The 19607-nt window shown below is 35.0% G+C and carries 21 protein-coding genes; 11 read left to right on the top strand and 10 right to left on the bottom strand.

Annotated features, from left to right (window positions below; genetic code table 11):
- Positions 1-65 precede the first annotated feature (65 nt).
- From WKI77_RS05000 to WKI77_RS05025, 6 genes are read left to right on the top strand one after another with little or no spacing between them, the layout of a single operon-like run.
- On the top strand, positions 66-2114 hold the full coding sequence (locus WKI77_RS05000; RefSeq protein WP_337860728.1) for an ATP-dependent DNA helicase: 2049 nt from the start codon (positions 66-68) through the stop codon (positions 2112-2114).
- Between the two features lies 1 nt (position 2115).
- On the top strand, positions 2116-3045 hold the full coding sequence (locus tag WKI77_RS05005; protein WP_337860729.1) for a class I SAM-dependent methyltransferase family protein: 930 nt from the start codon (positions 2116-2118) through the stop codon (positions 3043-3045).
- A gap of 28 nt (positions 3046-3073) precedes the next feature.
- Positions 3074-3850 (top strand): polyprenyl diphosphate synthase, encoded by a 777-nt coding sequence (gene uppS / locus WKI77_RS05010; RefSeq protein ID WP_337860730.1) that lies wholly within the window; start codon positions 3074-3076, stop codon positions 3848-3850.
- Positions 3850-5154, top strand: coding sequence for a tRNA(Ile)(2)-agmatinylcytidine synthase (locus WKI77_RS05015; RefSeq protein WP_337860731.1), 1305 nt, complete (start codon positions 3850-3852; stop codon positions 5152-5154). The genes uppS and WKI77_RS05015 overlap by 1 nt, the downstream gene beginning before the upstream one ends.
- Before the next feature lies 1 nt (position 5155).
- The gene (locus tag WKI77_RS05020) at positions 5156-5608 is read left to right on the top strand and encodes an adenylate kinase family protein (protein ID WP_337860732.1); all 453 of its coding nucleotides are present in this window, start codon (positions 5156-5158) and stop codon (positions 5606-5608) included.
- Between the two features lie 20 nt (positions 5609-5628).
- Positions 5629-5871, top strand: coding sequence for a hypothetical protein (locus WKI77_RS05025; protein ID WP_337860733.1), 243 nt, complete (start codon positions 5629-5631; stop codon positions 5869-5871).
- A 35-nt stretch (positions 5872-5906) separates the two neighbouring features.
- On the opposite strand, the gene WKI77_RS05030 is transcribed toward WKI77_RS05025, so the two are convergent.
- From WKI77_RS05030 to WKI77_RS05040, 3 genes are all read right to left on the bottom strand, one after another.
- Positions 5907-6071: a hypothetical protein gene (locus tag WKI77_RS05030; protein ID WP_337860734.1), complete on the bottom strand. Its 165-nt coding sequence runs from the start codon at positions 6069-6071 to the stop codon at positions 5907-5909.
- A gap of 63 nt (positions 6072-6134) precedes the next feature.
- Positions 6135-6992 (bottom strand): thiamine pyrophosphate-dependent enzyme, encoded by an 858-nt coding sequence (locus WKI77_RS05035; RefSeq protein WP_337860735.1) that lies wholly within the window; start codon positions 6990-6992, stop codon positions 6135-6137.
- Positions 6993-6994: 2 nt separating this feature from the next.
- Positions 6995-8743: a 2-oxoacid:acceptor oxidoreductase subunit alpha gene (locus WKI77_RS05040; protein WP_337860736.1), complete on the bottom strand. Its 1749-nt coding sequence runs from the start codon at positions 8741-8743 to the stop codon at positions 6995-6997.
- A 221-nt stretch (positions 8744-8964) separates the two neighbouring features.
- Between WKI77_RS05040 and WKI77_RS05045 the strand changes: the two genes are divergently transcribed.
- Both WKI77_RS05045 and WKI77_RS05050 read left to right on the top strand, forming a co-directional pair.
- Positions 8965-9399 carry a MarR family transcriptional regulator gene (locus tag WKI77_RS05045; RefSeq protein ID WP_337860737.1) on the top strand — a complete coding sequence of 145 codons (435 nt, stop codon included), beginning with the start codon at positions 8965-8967 and terminating at the stop codon, positions 9397-9399.
- Positions 9400-9442: 43 nt separating this feature from the next.
- Complete coding sequence (locus tag WKI77_RS05050; protein WP_337860738.1) at positions 9443-11002, top strand: site-2 protease family protein; 1560 nt, start codon at positions 9443-9445, stop codon at positions 11000-11002.
- Positions 11003-11009: 7 nt separating this feature from the next.
- Here WKI77_RS05050 and WKI77_RS05055 read toward each other — a convergent pair whose 3' ends face one another.
- Complete coding sequence (locus WKI77_RS05055) at positions 11010-11624, bottom strand: alpha/beta hydrolase (protein ID WP_337860739.1); 615 nt, start codon at positions 11622-11624, stop codon at positions 11010-11012.
- Between the two features lie 106 nt (positions 11625-11730).
- Between WKI77_RS05055 and rqcH the strand changes: the two genes are divergently transcribed.
- On the top strand, positions 11731-13575 hold the full coding sequence (rqcH, locus tag WKI77_RS05060) for a ribosome rescue protein RqcH (protein ID WP_337860740.1): 1845 nt from the start codon (positions 11731-11733) through the stop codon (positions 13573-13575).
- Here rqcH and WKI77_RS05065 read toward each other — a convergent pair.
- From WKI77_RS05065 to WKI77_RS05075, 3 genes are all read right to left on the bottom strand, one after another.
- Positions 13567-14484, bottom strand: a complete 918-nt coding sequence (locus WKI77_RS05065; RefSeq protein WP_337860741.1) for a bifunctional phosphoglucose/phosphomannose isomerase — start codon at positions 14482-14484, stop codon at positions 13567-13569. The genes rqcH and WKI77_RS05065 overlap by 9 nt on opposite strands.
- 33 nt (positions 14485-14517) lie before the next feature.
- Positions 14518-15723 (bottom strand): MFS transporter, encoded by a 1206-nt coding sequence (locus WKI77_RS05070; protein ID WP_337860742.1) that lies wholly within the window; start codon positions 15721-15723, stop codon positions 14518-14520.
- Positions 15724-15810: 87 nt separating this feature from the next.
- On the bottom strand, positions 15811-16254 hold the full coding sequence (locus WKI77_RS05075) for a hypothetical protein (protein WP_337860743.1): 444 nt from the start codon (positions 16252-16254) through the stop codon (positions 15811-15813).
- 98 nt (positions 16255-16352) lie between these two features.
- On the opposite strand from WKI77_RS05075, the gene radB reads away from it, so the two are divergent.
- Complete coding sequence (radB, locus tag WKI77_RS05080) at positions 16353-17060, top strand: DNA repair and recombination protein RadB (RefSeq protein ID WP_337860744.1); 708 nt, start codon at positions 16353-16355, stop codon at positions 17058-17060.
- Position 17061: 1 nt separating this feature from the next.
- A complete protein-coding gene (fen, locus tag WKI77_RS05085) occupies positions 17062-18081 on the top strand; it encodes a flap endonuclease-1 (RefSeq protein ID WP_337860745.1) in 1020 nt (339 codons plus the stop codon).
- Here the strand turns inward: fen and WKI77_RS05090 are convergent.
- From WKI77_RS05090 to WKI77_RS05100, 3 genes are read right to left on the bottom strand one after another with little or no spacing between them, the layout of a single operon-like run.
- On the bottom strand, positions 18078-18356 hold the full coding sequence (locus WKI77_RS05090; RefSeq protein ID WP_337860746.1) for a hypothetical protein: 279 nt from the start codon (positions 18354-18356) through the stop codon (positions 18078-18080). The genes fen and WKI77_RS05090 overlap by 4 nt on opposite strands.
- Complete coding sequence (locus WKI77_RS05095) at positions 18357-19364, bottom strand: tyrosine--tRNA ligase (RefSeq protein WP_337860747.1); 1008 nt, start codon at positions 19362-19364, stop codon at positions 18357-18359.
- Positions 19365-19378: 14 nt separating this feature from the next.
- Complete coding sequence (locus WKI77_RS05100) at positions 19379-19561, bottom strand: hypothetical protein (protein WP_337860748.1); 183 nt, start codon at positions 19559-19561, stop codon at positions 19379-19381.
- Between the last annotated feature and the right edge of the window lie 46 nt (positions 19562-19607).

Consider the following 19607-nt stretch of genomic DNA (forward strand, 5'->3'; position numbering starts at 1 on the left):
CTGTAAAGCATATCTTCTGTAATTTTCAGTAGATAGCTATATAAAACATACAATAATAATCTGCCATGAAATTAAGCGAGGTCGTTCCTTCTGAATTCCTGAAAGTAACAGACAATAATGATTTTACTTTATATAAGCATCAGGAAGAAGCAATAAAAAAAATTAGAAATAATAGAAACGTTATAGTTTCAGTGCCAACTGCTTCTGGAAAGACGCTTATTGCTTATATTTCAATTTATGATGCGTATTTAAAGGGAAAAAAATCAATGTACATTGTGCCTTTAAGATCACTTGCAATGGAAAAATTTGCAGAGTTATTATCGCTTAAAGACCTGGGATTAAAAGTAACCATATCAATAGGAGATTATGATGTGCCGCCATCTTTTGTAAAAAATTACGATGTTATAATTGCAACATCCGAAAGAGCTGATTCAATGCTTCACCGTGACCCGGACATATTGAACTATTTTGGCCTGGTGATTATTGATGAAATTCATATGATTGGGGATGAATCCAGAGGGCCAAGGCTTGAAACCGTTATATCTTCCATATTATATCTTAATCCTGAAGTATTATTACTTGGCTTATCAGCAACTGTTTCAAATATTAAGGAACTTGCAGAATGGATGAATTCAGATACTGTTATATCAGATTTTCGAGCTGTGCCACTTGAAACAGGAATAATATTCAAGAATAAGCTGATCAGTAAAGATGATACAAAACAGCTTGGTAGGGATGATGAAGTATACTTAATAAAGGAAAGTGTGGAATCAGGTGGCCAGGTGCTTGTATTCAGGAATTCAAGAAGAAATGCTGAGAAATACTCAGAAAGTTTAACAAATTTCTTTAATTTTAAAAATGATTTGGAAACTATGGAAGTTTTTCCAGATCTCTTTACCGATGATCAGCTCAATATGATTTTGCATGGTGTAATGTTTCATCATGCTGGGCTATCCAATGAACAGAGAACAGAGATAGAAAAACTCTATAAAAATGGTTATATCAAAATACTTGCAGCAACGCCAACACTGGCCGCAGGTGTGAATTTGCCAGCCAGAACAGTTATAATAAGAGATATAACAAGATTTTCTGATGGATACAGCAAGCCAATATCTGCAATAGAGATACAGCAGATGCTGGGAAGGGCTGGGAGGCCAAAATATGACAAAAAGGGATATGGATACATATATGTTTCATCTCCAGGCATGATGCATGTAGCAGAAGGATATTTAAGTGGAGAACTTGAGCCTGTTATGTCACATATGGATTCAAACAGCCTTATAAGGTTCAATATACTTGCAATTGTCTCTTCAGGAATAGCACATAATTTAAAGGGCATTGAATCATTTTATGCAAAAACACTTCTTGCCATACAGAATGATATAGAAGATTATGGTCTTTCATTTGAAAGCGCATTATATTTTCTCATCGACAATGATTTTATTAAAGAAGAAAACGGATTTTACAGTGCCACCAAATTTGGAACTCTTACATCGGAACTTTATATTGACCCTGTTACTTCACTTATATTAAAACAGTGCATTGGCCTTGAATTTTCAGAGGAACTTTACCTTTATTATATCTGCAAAACACCTGATATGATCACTTTCAATTACAGAACATCTGATTACGAATACCTTGAAGAATTCCTTGACAAATACAGTATAAATGATTTCAGTGAAGAGTCAATGAAAGCAGCAAAAACTGCAATAATACTCAATGAGTGGATTAATGAGGTTCCTACCGGAACAATATCTGAAAACTTTGGCATAGGGCCAGGGGATATTCAGGCAAAGGCATCCTCTGCAGACTGGATATCCTATTCATTATACAGAATGGCACATATGTTTGATAAGGAGAAGGAAAGTACGCTTCTGCATTTAAATATAAGAATAAAGGAAGGAGTAAAAGAAGAAATAGTGAGAATAATAGAAATTCCCGGAATAGGAAGAGTCCGTGGCCGCCGGCTCTACAGTAATGGATTTGCATCAATAGAAGCAATTGCAAATGCAAAAATTGAAGATATATCAAGGATCTTTGGTTTCTCCGTAAAGCTGGCAAAGGATACGATTGAAAATGCAGGCAGGCTGAACAACAGGTATTTCAGGAAGTAATATGTTCCATGTGAAAGTTTATAAGAAAAATGCACAAAAAACAATTGAAGAATTAAAAAACTTGAATTTAATAAATGTAGATTATAAGATAATTAATGATAGCGAATATGTATATATTCCTTTAAAAAGCAATACTTCTAGTTATGATACTGTAGATATAGAGGGAATAGCTTCTTCCAGGCCAAAACTTGAAAAGGTATCTTTCTCATATGATATTATGGGCAGTATTGCAATTATAAAAGGAAAAACTATTGAAGAAGCCAGATCTCTCTCAACTTATTTGAAAACCAGAAAAAATATTAAGACTATTTATTATGACAGTGGCATTTCAGGGGAATTCAGGACAAGGCAACTAAAATTAATTTATGGTGAACCTGTAACAAGAACAGTATACAGAGAAAATGGGATAAGGCTGAATGTTGATGTGTCAAAGGCTTATTTTTCTCCAAGGCTTGCAAGTGAACGCCTGAGAATAGCAAAGGAGGTTTTGCCCGGTGAATATATAATAGATATGTTTGCAGGCATAGGCCCATTTTCACTTCTAATCGCAAAGAATAAGGAATGCAAAATAATTGCAATGGATATAAATCCCGATGCCATAACGATTTTTAATGAAAATATAAAATTAAATAAATTAAAAGGAACAGTGGCAGCATTCTGTGGAGATTCAGCAAAATTAATAAAATCCTACAATAATGCTGATAGAGTAATTATGAATTTGCCACATGATGCGTGGAAATATACAGATTTAGCATACAGTGTACTGAAAACAGGCGGAGTGATTAACTACTATGAAATATGTGACCTTCCAACTCTTGAATATAGAATGGAATGCTTTAAAAATGCAGGGCTTGAAATAATCTATAAAAGAATTGTGCATGGCTTTTCAAAATATCAGAATATGTACTCCATTGAGCTAAAAAAAATATAAATAAATACTTTATAACGATTATAAAGAGATGAGTATTGCCCACAAAATAGGAGATATCGCCTCGGGAGTATACGAGCAGGCTTTAATGGAAGAGGTCAAAAAAGATAAAGTACCCCATCATCTGGGAATTATTACAGACGGCAACAGGCGATATGCCAGGCAGGTTGGGCTTTCACCAAATGAAGGGCATGTTAAGGGTAAGGATAAGCTCGAGGAAGTTCTTAACTGGTCAATGGAAATTGGAATAAAAATAGTCACTGTTTATGGGTTTTCAACTGAAAATTTTAAAAGAGATACACAGGAAGTAAAATTCTTATTTAATTTAATAAATGATGCACTTCTTGGTTTATTGAAGGATAACAGAGTATATAAAAACGAAATTAAGGTAAGGGTTATAGGTGACTTTAAAGGCCTTCCAGAGTATCTTATACAAACCATCAAAGAAGTAGAAAAAACAACAGAAAATTTCAAAAAATTCAAATTCAATCTTGCAATTGGTTATGGCGGCAGGCAGGAAATAATAGATGCAGTAAAGCACATAGCAACTGATGTGCTATCTCAGAATATAAAAATTGAAGATATAAATGAAACGCTTTTCAGGAATTATCTTTACGATAACACACTCACGGATCCAGATCTTATTTTAAGGACAAGCGGTGAGGAAAGAATTTCTAATTTTCTTCTATGGCAATCGGCTTATTCTGAGCTGTATTTTTCAGATGTGAACTGGCCAGATTTTAAAAAACTGGATTTTTTGCGTGCCATATATTCTTACCAGTCAAGAAAGAGGAGGTACGGACAGTAATGTATGTAGCAATAGATGATACTGACAGCCAGGATAGAATGTGCACAACATATACGATATTTGATATAATTTCCAGAGGTAAATATGATATTATAGGAGATCCAGAGCTTGTCAGGCTTAATCCGAATATAAGTTATAAAACCAGAGGGAATGGTGCACTGAATATAAATCTTGGCAAAGGTAACGGAAAAAGATCTATAACTGGAAAAATATCCGGAAAATACATATATTCCTATGAAAAACTTCGTGAAGAGCCTGACCAGAATGAACTGATGGATTTTATTTCATCTATTGTTGAAGAATTATATGTAAAGGATAGCGAAAAAACCAATCCCGGAATAGTAATTTCTGGCGATAGATTTGAAAAAACGCTTTACAGCAAAGCACTTCAGGAAGATATAAGCATCAATTTCATAGAAAAATATCTTGCAGAAAAAGCGATATATAAAAAAATTAAAACAGGGCATGGAATTATTGGATCTTCAGCATCTCTTGCATGGCCGGGCCAGAAATATACTTACGAATTATTAGATTACAGGTATCCCCATTATGGGGCGATAAGCCATGATGAGAAAATCATGATTTCTCTTATTCCTGAGGAATACCAGACTACATTCAATAATGTAGACCTTGAAAATAATTATCCTGCCATATTTCCAAAACCAAAAACTCCGGTAATATTTGGTGTCAGAGGTGTTGATAAAAACGATCTGATCTCAATTTACGGCAAAATACAGGAAAAGCATAAAATAGATGATCAGGGATATATAATATTCAAAACTAATCAGGGCACTGATGATCATATACTTATAGAACCGGATTACCTTTCAAATATGGGTTCTTATTCAGCCACAGGCATTATTTCCGGCAATCCATATACAATAGAAGGAGGGCACAGCTTCGTTGAAATGAAATATAAAAATTATAAAATAAAACTTGCAGCGTTTGAACCAACAAAGGAATTTAGAAAAGTATTGAATTCCCTTATACCGGGAGACATTGTAAATGCATATGGTTCATACATGAATGGGGCTATAAAGCTGGAAAAAATAAAAATTATAAAAAAAGCAAAGCTCTACAGAAAAGAAGCTCCGGTATGCCCTGATTGCCATGTTAAAACAAAATCAAAAGGATTTATGGACTACAGATGCCCGGTATGCAAAAAAAGGTATAAAAACGCTGCATTTTATGAAGTGGACAGAAATATAGAAGAAAAATTTTATGAAGTTCCTGTAATAGCCAGAAGGCATCTCTCAATGCCAGTAAAGCTCGCTCCTTATTTTTATTCCATGGAGTGTGTATAAAATGATCTGCATTACAGGAATACCGGGAACTGGAAAAACAACAATATGCAAAATGCTAAATGAGAATGGAATTAAATGCCATGGGTTGAATAAGTTTGCAATGGAATGTGGGGCGATCTCCGACGACATAGTGGATATAGATATGCTCATGGAGAAGCGTATAAATTTTGAAGTAGTAGAATCCCATTATTCGCATCTGCTCGACTGCCAATATGTAATAATACTTGAAGATGATGAAAGCCAGTTAAGGAATAGAATGCATGCCCGCGGCTATCCTGAAGAAAAAATAGAGGAAAATATAGATGCACAGCTTTCCGGACTGATATATTTCGAAGCAGCTGATAGGCTTCCCGCCAATCACATATATACTATTAAGGAAAATTCAAGAAGCATTGATGAAGTGTTTAAAGAAGTTATTGGCATAATATTATTCCTGAATGGCAAGGTTAATTAATGCATTTTCATTTATCAATTATGTATACATGCAGTGAAATCAAACAGATCAGAATCAGGTATATTGATGATACAGACCGTGATTTAACCCCTGAAGAGGTATCTGAAGTATGTGAAATGGCAAATAAAACAGACGATTCTATAGAAAGAGTTGTAATAAAACAGGAAGAAAAGGAAGTCAGGTACGTTGAAATAAATCCGAAAAAATATAAAACACTGATGAACGCTGAGGGCACTGTATTAAAGCCAATGCCCCCTTATTAACTTAAAATTAATAATACAAAAACCTATTTTAAATACTATTTGTCAAGCTTTTTCTTTAAATCTTTTATTTCACTTTGAATGGATTTATCCATAGGATTTTTCCGTGCTCTCTGCTCCAGCTCTTCTATTTTCATTTCTATGCTTTTTCTTTTTCTGTTTAAATCTCTTTTTCCAAGCCCCATATTCTGGAATATTAACATTGTATAAAAATATTAATAATTATTAATATTATATTTATTAAAAAAATAAATACAGATAAGATTTTAGTAGAATTCTTCAAGATCTGCTTCTGTCAGCTTGTATGGCTGTGTTTCCTTGAGATTGTATGCTGATAGTGTTTCATCTGCGTCTTCATAAACAGGTGCATCAACATCATACAGTACGCCTATAGGTATTGAATTTGCGTCCTCTCCCCATTCTGATGCGTGCTTAAATGCTTCATAGAAATCCTTTTTATTGTTGTCCTTAAGTGTATATGTAGTTTTTCTGAAGAAATCATAGCCCTCTATTTTATTGTATGTGACACATGGACTGAACACATCTATAAATGAAAAGCCCTTATGCTGTATTGCCGCTTTGGTAAGTTCGGTTAATTGTTTTATATCGCCGGAAAGCCCTCTTGCAACAAATGTAGCACCTGCTGTTAAAGCATAATGTAAAGGATTGAAAGGAGGCTCTATATTCCCATCTGGTGTGCTTTTGGTAATTCTCCCTATGGGTGTTGTAGGCGAAGCCTGGCCTGTTGTCAGTCCAAAGACCTGGTTATCTGATACCATATATACCATATTCACATTTCTCTTTGCTGCATGATAGAAATGCTGTGATCCTTCAAAGAATCCGTCACCATCTCCCCCATAAGCTATTACTGTCAGTTTTCTGTTTGCCCATCTTATGCCCTCGGCAACAGGTACAGATCGCCCGTGCAATCCATGATATCCGTAGGTATTTATGAATTCAGGCATGTTGCTTGAGCATCCTATTCCAGATGTTATTACAGCATTTTCCGGTTTTATGTCCAGTTCGGATAAAGCCACTGTAATCGCTCTTAACTGTGAAAAATTTCCACAGCCAGGGCACCAATCAGGCATTACTTTTCCTTTGTATTCGTTTACAGGTATCATATTTATTCCTCCACTTTTAATTTCTTTCCAAATATTGTTTCTTCGAGCTGCGTTTTTAGATTAGCAGGGAAAAATGCTTCTCCATCGTATTTCCCTATAAATTCTGTATTAATCAGAAATTCCTTTCTTATTAACCCGTTTAACTGGCCTGAGAAATTGTTTTCAACGACTATAACCTTCTTTTTATTTACCAGCATTTTTCCTATGTCATGATTCATGGGGAATATGTGTGTAACTTCTATTGCCCCTATTTTTACACCCTCTTTTCTCATGCAGTCAATTGTTTCTTCCACTGCACCTCTTGTAGAACCCCATTGTATAACAGCATATTCCGCATCATTCATTTTATAAGCGGGTGTAGATGGCATCTCCTTCATGTATTCATCCAGTTTTTTCATTCTCTTTTCCATGGAGAGTTTTCTCTGACCTGGATCTGTTATGGCATCACTTACGACTGCACCGTATTCATTATGCTCATCAGAATCTTCATTATGCATTAATCCTGGCTGCCCTGGAAACGCCCTTTTTGATATTCCTGTTTCTGTAAATTCATATCTCTTGTAATTTGCTTCATTATCTTTTGCGATAAGGCCTCTGTCAATATTATATGATAAATCAAAGTCCACGGTTTCATCGTGTTCAGCTAAATACAAATCGGTAAGAACAAATACTGGAAGCTGGTATTTTTCAGCAAGATTGAATGCCTCTTTTGTTAGTTCAAATGCTTCCTGCACAGTTCCAGGTGCCAGAACTATTCTTGGCATATCTCCCTGACCGGCTCCAAGAATCTGGTTTAGATCGCCCTGCTCGGTCTTTGTTGGAAGTCCAGTTGAAGGGCCGGGCCTCTGCGCCTCATAAATAACAAGTGGAACTTCTGTCATTGCCGCAAGGCCAACACCCTCGGTCATAAGGGCAAAGCCGCCTCCTGATGATCCAGTAGCTGCCCTTACTCCTGCGTAGCTTGCGCCTATAGCTGCGTTTATTGCGCTTATTTCATCTTCTGTTAGTTTTAAAAATACATGGTATTTTTTGCCATGTGTTGCTATGAACTGGAGAAATGATGATGCTGGCGTCATTGGATATGCAAAGTACATTTGCATTCCGGCATTGATTGCGCCAAGGGCAGCTGCGTCTCCCCCGCCTATAGTATATAATTTTCTGTCAAAAGTTTTAAGTTTTTTGTATAAACCATAATTCTGAAGATAATAGTTATATCCTTCCTTTGCGGCGTTTATATTTGAATCTACAAGTTTTCCTTTTTTGTTGAATACTTTTTCTATTACTCCTGAAAATACATTGAAATCCAGTCCAAGTGATGCAACAACAGCACCAAGTGCTACAGTATTTTTTAACAGTGGATTGGCATCGAACTTCATTGCAATGTCCCTTAACGGAACAGGGCAGTATTTTATACCCTCATATTTCTTAAAATTCTTTATTGTGCCTGGATCGTATATTGCTATTCCATTAAGAGGTGAAGCTCCCCCTTCATTTATATTCCTATCTGTGTGCCTTTCAAGTGAATCTGCGTTCAAAGCAACAAGAACATCAAGGCCACTCCCCTGATTTTTGACTTTTTCATCAGAAGCCCTCAACTGGTACCAGCTTTCGCCTCCGCGTATCAGGCTCTGGTAGTAATTATAAGTGCTTACATATAATCCGCTTCTTGAAAATGTTTTTTCCAGTATTTGTCCGGCTGATTGCACGCCATCCCCAGCTGCTCCGCCTACTCTCACAATTATTTCTTCCATATTATTGTTATTTATAAATAGCGTATAAATTTTCCTATTATTACGGAAATTAAAAACACACAATTAACAGAATTTTATAAATTTTATAAATAATTGTAACTTGAAATCCTGTTAACGCAGGAGTTTGCACAAATAAATATTTAATGGTAAATGATTTAATGAATAATTGTTTATTATATAGAAAGCATAAAATACCTTTATATTATTAAACAACGATAGGAATGGATAAAATTAAAGGGTACGATGTCTGGCGGGAATTTCTTAGAACGTGGAAAACATGGTACAGAGCATCAGAAAAAAACCTTATTTCCTTGGGAATGTCTACAGTTGAGTACAGAATACTGAAGAATTTGACTGAGAGGGGTTCACTGCCCATGATTGAACTGGCAAATATAAATATGGTTACACAGGGCTGGATTACCGGCGTTATAGACAAACTTGAGGAAGCATTATATGTGGAACGTGTAAGAAGCGATACCGATAGAAGAGTAATAAACATAAATATCACTCCTAAGGGCAAAGCATTTTTTAACAAAATTGAAACACTTCACCTGAAGTTTATAGATAATACATTGAGGAATTTTACCAATGAGGAAAAATACAATATATTGAATTTTCTAAAAAAAATAGAGTCAAATGTTGAAGTCCAGCAATAGGCAGGAAAAAGATTATTATTAATGTTTAACTATGAGCTTATAAATGAACTATAACGATATCTTTCTAATCATATTAATTGTGCTTTCATGGTCAATTATAATCATAGCACTGGCTCCCGAGATTAATAAAACAAAACATTTTTCTACACTGGGACCAGCGTTAATGATAAAATCAACAAAAAATAAAGGCATCCTTGATGCAGTAGCAAAACATCTGCCTGCAAAACAGATTGGAAAAATTTCTACTATACTGGTAGTATTGGGAGGATTGCTTGCATTTGGAATGCTTATGTATGAGGCTATTTTGCTCACGATAATACATATTCCAACAAGTGAAGCGCCGCCATTAAATGAATATTTAGCTCTTCCTTTAATAAATCCTTTTATTCCACTTGGATATGGTACTGCAAGTCTTGTTTTTGCTGTTGTAATTCATGAAATGTTCCACGGAATTGTAGCGAGAAAGCAGGGAATAAAAGTAAACAGCGTGGGAGGCCTATTTTTTATTATACCGGTGGGAGCGTTTGTTGAGCCTGATGAAAAAGAGATAATGGCGGCTGACCCTGTTGTCAGAAGGAGAATTGTAGCGGCAGGGCCTGGAATAAATCTAATAATTGCTGCAATATGCATAGTATTGCTTGTTTTTGTTATGATGCCGGTTTCGGCTCCAGTGCATTCAGGTATCTATGTTGAGGACTCTACAGCAATTGATGCAGGGCATGCCATACCAAAGGGAATGGAAATAATTTCCTATGGAAATATATCTGGTAAGGCCTTAAATTCTCTTGAGGATACGTCCATGATAACTCCAGGGCTGGCAAATGTAACGCTGTTTAATGGCAAGGCTGAAACAAATAAAAGTGTGCCTACGGGCGTTGCCATAGTTGATTTAATTTCAGGATGCCCTGCAGAAAAGGCAGGCGTACCTTCTGATTCCATAATATATAATATAAGTGATGCTGCAGGAAGCCATATAATATACAATGTTGACACACTTGGAAATGTTCTTGATAAAATAGCACCGGGAACCCAAATAAATATGACTGTAGAGACCTTCAATGGCACAATGGCCTACAAAACTTATTCGATGAAAACTGTATCTACATACAGCTATTATGCGAAAGACGATCCCACAGCAAATAAAGCTGTTTATAAGAGCGAAAGTTTTATTGGAGTAGAAATAGACTATTCAGGAGTGGGATATGTATCGATTGACAGCCTTCACAGCCTTGTTTTTGGTGGCCAAATTGCAGGCCCTGAATTTTATGAAACCCTTGGGCTTCCACTTCTTGGGCTTTCACCAATACCGGGCTCCCTGGCGCATCTGTTCCATACACCATTTAACTCTTACATATTTTTTGGCATAGCAAACAGCCTTTACTGGATCTTCTGGATAGATTTTCTTCTTGGGATTATGAATGCACTTCCATTATCAATACTTGATGGTGGACAGTTCTTTAAGGATACATTGACCATAGCATCAAGAAGAGAAAAATTCAAATTTCTGAGGAATGAAAATAATGTGAGAAAAATATACTATGCTATAGGCATATTTGTATTCATGCTGTTGATGTATATTATTATAGCACCAAGGGTTATATAATAAAATATTATAAATTATTTATAAATTTTTTAACATTGTTGAAGAAAATATCTGGTTTTTCTAATTGAATGCAATGCCCTGTACCATCGATTCTTACAAAAATTGATGATGCTATTAAATCGTGATATTTTTGCCCATGGTCAATTGGAACAATATTATCCCTTGTGCCCCAGAGTATAAGCACGGGCTTTTCTATTTTATTAAGTTCATTCAGGATGTGGTCAACGCCAAGGCCCCCAATTATTATTGCTGAGTTAGTTAACTCGGGACTATCTATCACGCTTTTTAAGGCAACGCCAGCAGAAACAGAAGGTCCTACAATGTTGAGCGATGATAAATAGAGCTTTTCAGCAAAATCCTTTATGAAAGAAGCGCCCTTTGACGGCGATGACCCAAAATTATATTTTTCATTCTGTTCTGAATTCCCAAAGCCAGGAAGATCAGGGGCATAAACATTAAATCCCCATTGCCCTATTTTTCTCAATGCATCAATTTTAGCCCATGAATCCGATCTTTGTTTTGAATCGTGTAAAAGAATGAAATTCCTCATATTCCCCCGTTCATATGAAAGGTAATATACTGTTTTCCCACCTATATCTATTTTATTTTCTTTTACTTCCATAATACTTTATGTGCCCATGGTTCTAAAATTATTCGGGTCCGGTTTTTATATTTAAAAATTTTTAAGCATAACAAGGTTAAAATAATAGCAATCATTAGATGAAAACATGAAGCTTAAAGAATCATCACTGGACTTTCATGCATTTGTTGCTATTTATGGTGATACCATATTAAACTCATTTATAAAAAAAGTATATCAGGTAAATCAGAAGGAGTTTGTGCTGCAATTATACAGATCTGATATAAAAAAGCGTGATTTTTTCATTTCCCTAACAAAAGGCATTGCGTTTTATGATGCAGAAAAACCGGAAGAAGCAACACAGTTGTCCATGTTATTCAGGAAACAATTATCAGAAAAGCGCATAGTTGGAATAGAACAGATCAATTTTGACAGAGTAATAAAAATAGTATTGCATACAGGGCAGGAAATAATTCTTGAGTTATTTGGTTCAGGCAATCTTATACTTACAGATAATGGAAAAATTGTTTTTGCCATGGACCAGCATGTGTATAAAACCAGAAAAGTCGTTATCGGCGAGGAGTATATACCTCCAGTTACTGTAAATCCAGTGGGAGATTTAGAATCATTTTCCGAAATACTTGATAACAGCAAAGCCTCTGTAGTTAAAACCCTTGCTACCCGTGCAAATCTTGGTGGTGAAATAGCAGAGGAAGCACTGTATAGAAGCAACATAGATAAGGACAAAATGCCGGCAGAAATAAAGGATAAATATGAATTGCTGTATAATAACATCCTTGAAATAATAAATGAATCTTCAAAGAATAAAGCATTTTATTATGAAAGTGAGGAACTTTTATCACCGGTACTTTTAACTGCAACAGGAAAAGATCCGGATAAGGAGTTCGATGACTTCAATGAAGGCATTGATTTTTACCTCAAGCATTATCCAGAGACAGAGAAAAATAAATCCAGCGTTGAAAGGAGAATCGAATCACAAAGAAAATCCATAGAAGAATTCAATAAATATATGCTGATTTACAATGAGTTTGGAAATTATCTGAAAATGAATTTTCAATCGCTCCAGAAGCTTTTAAATATAGTTTATAACAATGTAAAGAGAAGTAATACCGATAATTTAACTTTTAATGATCTGGAAATATCTGATATAAAACCTGGAAAAAATGAATTTTCAATTAGTTATAATGGAATAGAAATTGCTTTAAATTATAGGGAATCGGCCGGAAATAATATCAATCATGTATTCAATACAGCAAAAGATTATAAAGGCAAGATAGAAGGTGCTGAAAAGGCAATAGAAGAAACTAAAAAACTGATTTTAAAGGAAAAGAAGATAATAAAAAAGAAGCGTGTGAAATACTGGTTTGAATCATATCACTGGTTCACTGCATCGGCAGGAAACATGGTTATGGCTGGGAGAGATGCAAAAACTAATGAAAAGCTGGTCAAGAAGCACATGTCTGAAAATGACATTTACGTCCATGCTGACCTTTATGGCGCACCCAGCACATTGATAAAAAATGATGGTATAGATATAACGGAAGATACAATAAGTGAAGCATGCGAATTTTCCATTTCATTATCCCGTGCATGGCCAGCAGGCTTAGGTTCCGGAACTGCATACTGGGTTTATCCATCACAGGTGAGCAAAACACCAGAGTCTGGAGAATTCGTATCTAAAGGTTCATGGATAATCAGGGGCAAGAGGAATTATGTTTTAAATATTCCACTGGAATTAAAAATATCTTTAATTGATTATAAGGATACTCAAATACCCATGATCTCACCAGCAGAAACAAAAACAGATTCAAAGAAATGGGTTATAATAAAGCCGGGAAATGAAAAACGTTCAACTGCAGCAGATAAGATTGCAAAAATACTTGAAATTGAAAGGTCTGAAATAGAATCAATTTTGCCACCAGGCGGATCAATAATAGTCGAAAACTCAAAAGAAATAAAGGAATTAAGCTAATTTCTTTTTCAATTCCTCAATTGTTGAAACATCTGTTGGATCAACATTTCTTACCAGGGCCAGTTCATATGTTAAATAGTCCGCATAATGTATTAGATAGAATAATTTAGCAAAGTAATTGCTGGTCGGTGACTTTATTATTGTGAATTGCTCTCCAGTGATTTCTTCGGTTATGTTAATTCTCTGGTTTATTCTTGCATTATCTGATTCAAATGCATAAAATAAATATTCTTTTATACGGTATGCAGATTTAAGTGGCATTGTATCATTATGGTTAAGTTCCGGGAAATAACTGTAGAACGCAAATGTTTTGGCATTTTCGTTAAACTGTGTTTTCCACCTGTATGCAACAGATTTAAATGGTTTCGACCCATATATTATGGGAATATAACTGTTTTCATAAATTTTAAATGCCTGTGACTTCATTTCATCGTGATTTTTATCCATATCATTTAGTACATTATATGCCTCGTTTACATCATCTTCACTAAATGCAGAAAATGTATTGAAAAGAGGCATTAGCATATAACCAAGAGCAGACCTGGGCTGCAATCCTGATGGTATGATTATGGGATTTTCAACTATAGTTGCAAGTTTTCCGCCAGATGTAATCGCCCTTACATGTGCACCTTTTTTCTTTGCATCTTCAACATTATCTATTGTTTCTTCAGTATTTCCTGAATAGCTGACAGCAATGAACAGTGTTTTCTCGTTTACAAATGATGGTATGCCGTAATCGCCGATAGAAATCACAGGTATGTTTGCATAGTATTCCTGAAAAATATTTCCAACAATTCCTGAACCTCCCATACCGGTTATAACAATATTGTTAAAATTAAAATTCACATCGAATTTATCGGTTGATTTTAACTGCTCCTTCAAATTTTTTATTTCATCCAGAAAATTCATAATAGATTAGATAAAAATAGCATATTATTTTTTCTATTTATCAATATTGCCTGATAGCCCTGAAAGGTATGATGCTGACTCTTTTGTTTTCCTTATTGTTGCTCCGATTACGAATACGGATGAAAGGCATATGAGTGTTGTAACATCTATAACTATTATCAATTCCTGATAGCCAACGATGCCGCCAATTACACCAAGGAATACAGATATTAATCCGCCAAATAGTGCACCAAAATTATAGGAAATGCCGGATATTAACCCACGAACTTCTGGATTTATTCTGTCCATTAGAAGCAATGGTATAACGGGCATTGATCCCACACCAAGTGTAAATACAATCATCCCTGGCAATGCCAGAAACCTTAATCCTGAAAAATATGGCATAGCCAGCCATGCAAAAACAAGCGCTATTAAAGATCCGGCCATAATTAAATGCTTTTTTCTAAAGAATTCAGAGAGCTTCCCAAATAGTATAAATCCTATTGCTACAGTAATACTTGAAATTATCATTATTGCCCCAACAAGGGATTCAGAAATTCCAAACGATGGTGCTATTGTTGGATAAAATGAGAGTATGGCGAAATAAGCTGAGAAAAATCCAGACATCATTATCATTGATTTTATCAAAGGGATTTTATAATTTTTCAAATGTATTTTCTCCCTTCCTGGCGAAATTTTCTTGCTGTCCTTTGGAATGCGCATGAGAGTATATGGTGCTATAATAAGTGGAATTGTGCCGGTTATCAGGAAATATCTCCAGGAAACAGCTATTGTGGGAAGAAATAAAATATAAGCAACACCTGTTAATGCATAGCCTATGCCATATCCACTCTGGATTACACCGAATATAGTTGACCTTATATTAGCAGGAGAAAACTCATATCCAAGCATGGTGCCGGATGTCCATTCACCGCCCATAAATATGCCCTGTATGAATCTTGCAGTGAAAAGTATTGCAACATCCGGAGAAAATGCCATGACACCAGCAAACACAGCATAGCCAGCTGTACTGATTGCCATAATACGCCTTGCACCCATTTTATCTGTAAGATTCCCAAGGTATAAGCCACCAAAGAATCGCCCGATAAGGCCAAGTGCAAATAGCAAAGATACTACACCGAGACCAATATGAAATGTTTTTTCAAGTTCAACATAAATGTATGTTACAATAGTAAGGTCATAAATATTTCCTATCCATGAACCTGTTGATGCAAAAGCTGCATGGACATAATCCTTCATATTACATAATTGCAGCATTTAAGTTAAATATTTCTGAGTTATTTTTGAATAAAATATACCTGTAAATTATTGCCTGCTACTCACTTATTATGTGAAGTCTATTTTTACCTTCCACAATGATCGTTCCTGGGTTGCAGAGGCATTAACTCCTCTTTCTTTTATAAGTTCTACTAGTTTTTCTGCTCTGTCCTGCCTGTTAAATTCAAGGTAAACAGCATCGATTCCAAATTCTGGCATTGTTCCCTGTGATGAAACCAAATCGTTTATTTTGCCCATTACTGAAATAAATTGAGCTTTTTCAATATTTAAAGTTCCTTTTTCGATTTTTGATAGCCCAGACCGAATAATGCCATCATAAGTTATGCTTGAAACCCTTTTATTTACATGCAATGCCGAACTTTTATAAAACATAAACATTAATATTATAAATACTATTAAAAGAACGATTCCCAGATAATAAATACCCAGTGCAAAGGAAAGAGCCGACATTATTAAAAATATCACTCCTATAGCCAGATATATATTTGCCATTCTATATGTATCTAAATTTATTATATATAATTTAGTGCTGGGCACATGCGTATTTTTACTTTAGAAATATTTTATTATAATATGCAATATACTTATAGATGGAAAAAGTCAAATTTAATGAAATTGATAACAAAACTGCTTCAGGATACTCATGCATTGACAATTTAATGCAGGGAGGCCTGGAACCGGGAATAATAACTGAATTTTATGGTGAAGGCGGATCTGGAAAATCAAATATGTCCATGATCTATTCATATTATGTACTTAAAAGTGGCCACTCTGTACTGTATGTAGACACTGAAGGTTTTTCTATTGAAAGATTTAAAAGCATAGCAAATAATGATGTTTCATTGCTGGATCACATGAATATTTACAGGGTTAAGTCACTGGATGATCAGTATTTAGCACTTTTAAAATCGGATAAATTAATCGGTGAAAAGAAAGATTCTAAAAATAGTTTCGGAATTATGATAGTTGATTCCTTTACAAACTTTTTTAGAATGGAAGCCGGGAAAGATGCTTCTGCCAGAATGGAGGGTTATGAAAAGCAAATGAATATACTTGCAGGCATAGCGCTTAAATACAAAATTCCAGTTATAATAACAAACCAGGTATATGAAGATGTTAATAACAACACTCTGACACCGTTTGGTGGCTTTTTCATAGATCATGCCATGAAGGCCATTTACAGAATAGAAAAATTTGGTGGAGGAAGAAGAAGGATAACTGTGGAAAAGCACAGGTCAATTCCTGAGGGTTTGTATACAAATTTCAGACTCGTTGATACCGGACTAGAATGTGATTAAAATGGGCGTAAATATATCAGGAATATTAATAAAGCATAAGACCAGCATAAAAGAGAACAGCGGAATTACTGTATCAGTAGACGCTTTCAATGTAATATATCAGTTTTTAAGCAGCATCAGGGGAGAAAATGGTGAACCACTTAAGGATTCTTTCGGCAATATAACCTCACATCTTTCAGGAGTTTTTTACCGTTCAGCAACGTTGCTTGAGAACAATATAAAGCCGGTATATTCCTTTGATGGAAAACCTTACCATCTTAAAAGTGAAACTCTTAAAGAAAGGAAAGCAATAAAAGATAAAAATATCGCTGAACTTAATATTGCAATAAGTGAAAATGATACAGAAAAAATAAAGAATCTGTCATCCAGAATTAATTATATAACAGATGATATAGTTTCAGAGTCAAAGAAACTATTGGATCTTATGGGTTTGCCATGGGTACAGGCGCCCAGCGAGGGTGAGGCCCAGGCTTCCTATATGAGCAAAAATGGAACAGTTAATTCTGTAATATCCCAGGATTATGATTGCCTTCTGTTCGGCGCTAAAAGAATATTAAGAAATTTTACCATGTATGGCAGGAGAAGGCTTTCTGGAACCGGAAAATTTATCAATATAACTCCAGAAATTATTGATTTAAAGGAAAATCTGGAAACCATTGGCATTTCACAGGAACAGCTTATTGATATAGGCATTCTTGTTGGAACTGATTTTAATCCAGGCATACGGGGAATAGGCGCCAAAACCGGGCTTTCCCTTATAAAAAAATATGGAAATATAGGAAATGTGCTAAAAGAAAAGGGCAATAGCATAGAAAATCTTGATGAAATAAAAGAGCTTTTTCTCAATCCTCCGGTGGAGAAAATTGAACAGTTAAATTTCAGGCCTCCTGACAGAAAAGGGATAATAAGTTATCTCTGTGGCGAGCATGGATTTTCTGAGAACAGGATAAATTCGATACTGGATCAGATTGAGAAGAGTTATACAGGAGCAAATCAATCAAATCTTGATAAATATTTTTAATCATGCATTTCTTGCTCAGAAACCATGACTTTATGTGATCTTGGATATTCTATATCTATTATGTCTTTCATTGTTTTCTTTAAATCTTTTTCTTCTACTGTAAAATTTTCTGTCCTGAAACCTTCCTCAACTATATTGAATTTTCCATCCAGTTTTTTCACTGTAACTATTCGGTCTTTCTTAAAGCTCTTTATAGTCAGCATGTAATTGTCACCCATTTTTAAAAGCATGCTATGAACATGCTTATCCACACTTCTTATCGGTATCCATGGCATTTAATCACTGTTAAGTTTATTGCTTACAGGCAATATAATGTTTATTAAAATTTCAGTAAGTGCTTTTTTTAAATCCATAGGATGTATTTCAGAATTTAAATACTTTGATTCCAGTTCTTTAAATGAGTGAAGTGCGTAAGGGCCACCGTGTGATTCTGGCCTTTTTATTTCTATTTCACTTGCATAGTATGGGAATATAACATATTTTATTATATCTATAATCGGATTATTCTCAACTATTCCCATTGGGCAAAATGCATTTTTTATTTTTCTTCTTATATCTTCTTCTTTATCTGTGAGGAAGATCGCGGAATCCGGGTCACTTTTTGACATCTTTTTGAAATCATCCATTCGTCCTTTCCCTTTCAATGATGCAATCAGGGGCATTTCCAGCAGGACAGGTTTTTTTCTTCCCATTTTTTCAGCTATGTCCCTTGAAAGCATGTATGCATGCCGTTGGTCCGTTCCGCCTATTGCAATGTCTGAATTCAAATAAAATACATCTGTTACCTGCATTAATGGGTATATGTACTTGCTAAAATCTTTATCAGCATCTTCTTCTGTTCTTCCCATTATTGGAAGAGACCTCCTAATTCTCAGCAGTGATGAGTTTTTTGCCGTTTGCAGAAGCAGTTCCCAGTAATCAGGATTTGATACAAGATCTGTTGCCCACAAAAACTTTACGTCATTGCTTAGTCCTGCATACAGCATGCTTTTTTTCAGTGTTTCACCGCTTTCCCGAATAAGATTAATATCACCTCCGAATTTATCGTTAACCCTTGCATGCCAATCAGCCAGCAAAATTTTTACATTTAAGCCGAGGCTCACCAGTTCATTCAATTTATTTACATAAATTAATATTGCTATATGTGGAAGGCCGGAGGGTTCAAAACCTATATAGGCTTCGCTGTTGCTGGAAAGCAAATCCCTGCACTCATCCAGTGTTATAACTTCCGATGTATTCTTTTTTAAAAGGTCGAGATTCTCCATTGTTTCCTTATCATACATTATTTTATTAATCTTTATTTTTTCAATAGCTTGTCAAGCAATGAAGATGCTTCTTTCTTTGTTAATTCCTCAACTGAACCTTTTTTCACTGATTTCACATAATCATCAACTACTTTCTGGTTTGTTTCTTCTCTTTTTATAAGGTCATTGACGAATGAAATCTGCTTTTTTGTAATTTCATCATTTTTATTATACATATATAGGTAATAGGATAATTATACATAATACTATTTATCACTGACA

The sequence above is a fragment of the Ferroplasma sp. genome (assembly GCF_037442045.1).
In the GTDB taxonomy this organism is placed as follows: domain Archaea; phylum Thermoplasmatota; class Thermoplasmata; order Thermoplasmatales; family Thermoplasmataceae; genus Ferroplasma.

Bases quoted from the DNA above. Each gene is read 5' to 3' on its own strand.
- WKI77_RS05000 (WP_337860728.1), top strand. From the start codon at position 66: ATGAAATTAAGCGAGGTCGTTCCTTCTGAATTCCTGAAAGTAACAGAC.
- WKI77_RS05005 (WP_337860729.1), top strand. From the start codon at position 2,116: ATGTTCCATGTGAAAGTTTATAAGAAAAATGCACAAAAAACAATTGAA.
- uppS (WP_337860730.1), top strand. From the start codon at position 3,074: ATGAGTATTGCCCACAAAATAGGAGATATCGCCTCGGGAGTATACGAG.
- WKI77_RS05015 (WP_337860731.1), top strand. From the start codon at position 3,850: ATGTATGTAGCAATAGATGATACTGACAGCCAGGATAGAATGTGCACA.
- WKI77_RS05020 (WP_337860732.1), top strand. From the start codon at position 5,156: ATGATCTGCATTACAGGAATACCGGGAACTGGAAAAACAACAATATGC.
- WKI77_RS05025 (WP_337860733.1), top strand. From the start codon at position 5,629: ATGTATACATGCAGTGAAATCAAACAGATCAGAATCAGGTATATTGAT.
- WKI77_RS05030 (WP_337860734.1), bottom strand. From the start codon at position 6,071: ATGTTAATATTCCAGAATATGGGGCTTGGAAAAAGAGATTTAAACAGA.
- WKI77_RS05035 (WP_337860735.1), bottom strand. From the start codon at position 6,992: ATGATACCTGTAAACGAATACAAAGGAAAAGTAATGCCTGATTGGTGC.
- WKI77_RS05040 (WP_337860736.1), bottom strand. From the start codon at position 8,743: ATGGAAGAAATAATTGTGAGAGTAGGCGGAGCAGCTGGGGATGGCGTG.
- WKI77_RS05045 (WP_337860737.1), top strand. From the start codon at position 8,965: ATGGATAAAATTAAAGGGTACGATGTCTGGCGGGAATTTCTTAGAACG.
- WKI77_RS05050 (WP_337860738.1), top strand. From the start codon at position 9,443: ATGAACTATAACGATATCTTTCTAATCATATTAATTGTGCTTTCATGG.
- WKI77_RS05055 (WP_337860739.1), bottom strand. From the start codon at position 11,624: ATGGAAGTAAAAGAAAATAAAATAGATATAGGTGGGAAAACAGTATAT.
- rqcH (WP_337860740.1), top strand. From the start codon at position 11,731: ATGAAGCTTAAAGAATCATCACTGGACTTTCATGCATTTGTTGCTATT.
- WKI77_RS05065 (WP_337860741.1), bottom strand. From the start codon at position 14,484: ATGAATTTTCTGGATGAAATAAAAAATTTGAAGGAGCAGTTAAAATCA.
- WKI77_RS05070 (WP_337860742.1), bottom strand. From the start codon at position 15,723: ATGAAGGATTATGTCCATGCAGCTTTTGCATCAACAGGTTCATGGATA.
- WKI77_RS05075 (WP_337860743.1), bottom strand. From the start codon at position 16,254: ATGGCAAATATATATCTGGCTATAGGAGTGATATTTTTAATAATGTCG.
- radB (WP_337860744.1), top strand. From the start codon at position 16,353: ATGGAAAAAGTCAAATTTAATGAAATTGATAACAAAACTGCTTCAGGA.
- fen (WP_337860745.1), top strand. From the start codon at position 17,062: ATGGGCGTAAATATATCAGGAATATTAATAAAGCATAAGACCAGCATA.
- WKI77_RS05090 (WP_337860746.1), bottom strand. From the start codon at position 18,356: ATGCCATGGATACCGATAAGAAGTGTGGATAAGCATGTTCATAGCATG.
- WKI77_RS05095 (WP_337860747.1), bottom strand. From the start codon at position 19,364: ATGTATGATAAGGAAACAATGGAGAATCTCGACCTTTTAAAAAAGAAT.
- WKI77_RS05100 (WP_337860748.1), bottom strand. From the start codon at position 19,561: ATGTATAATAAAAATGATGAAATTACAAAAAAGCAGATTTCATTCGTC.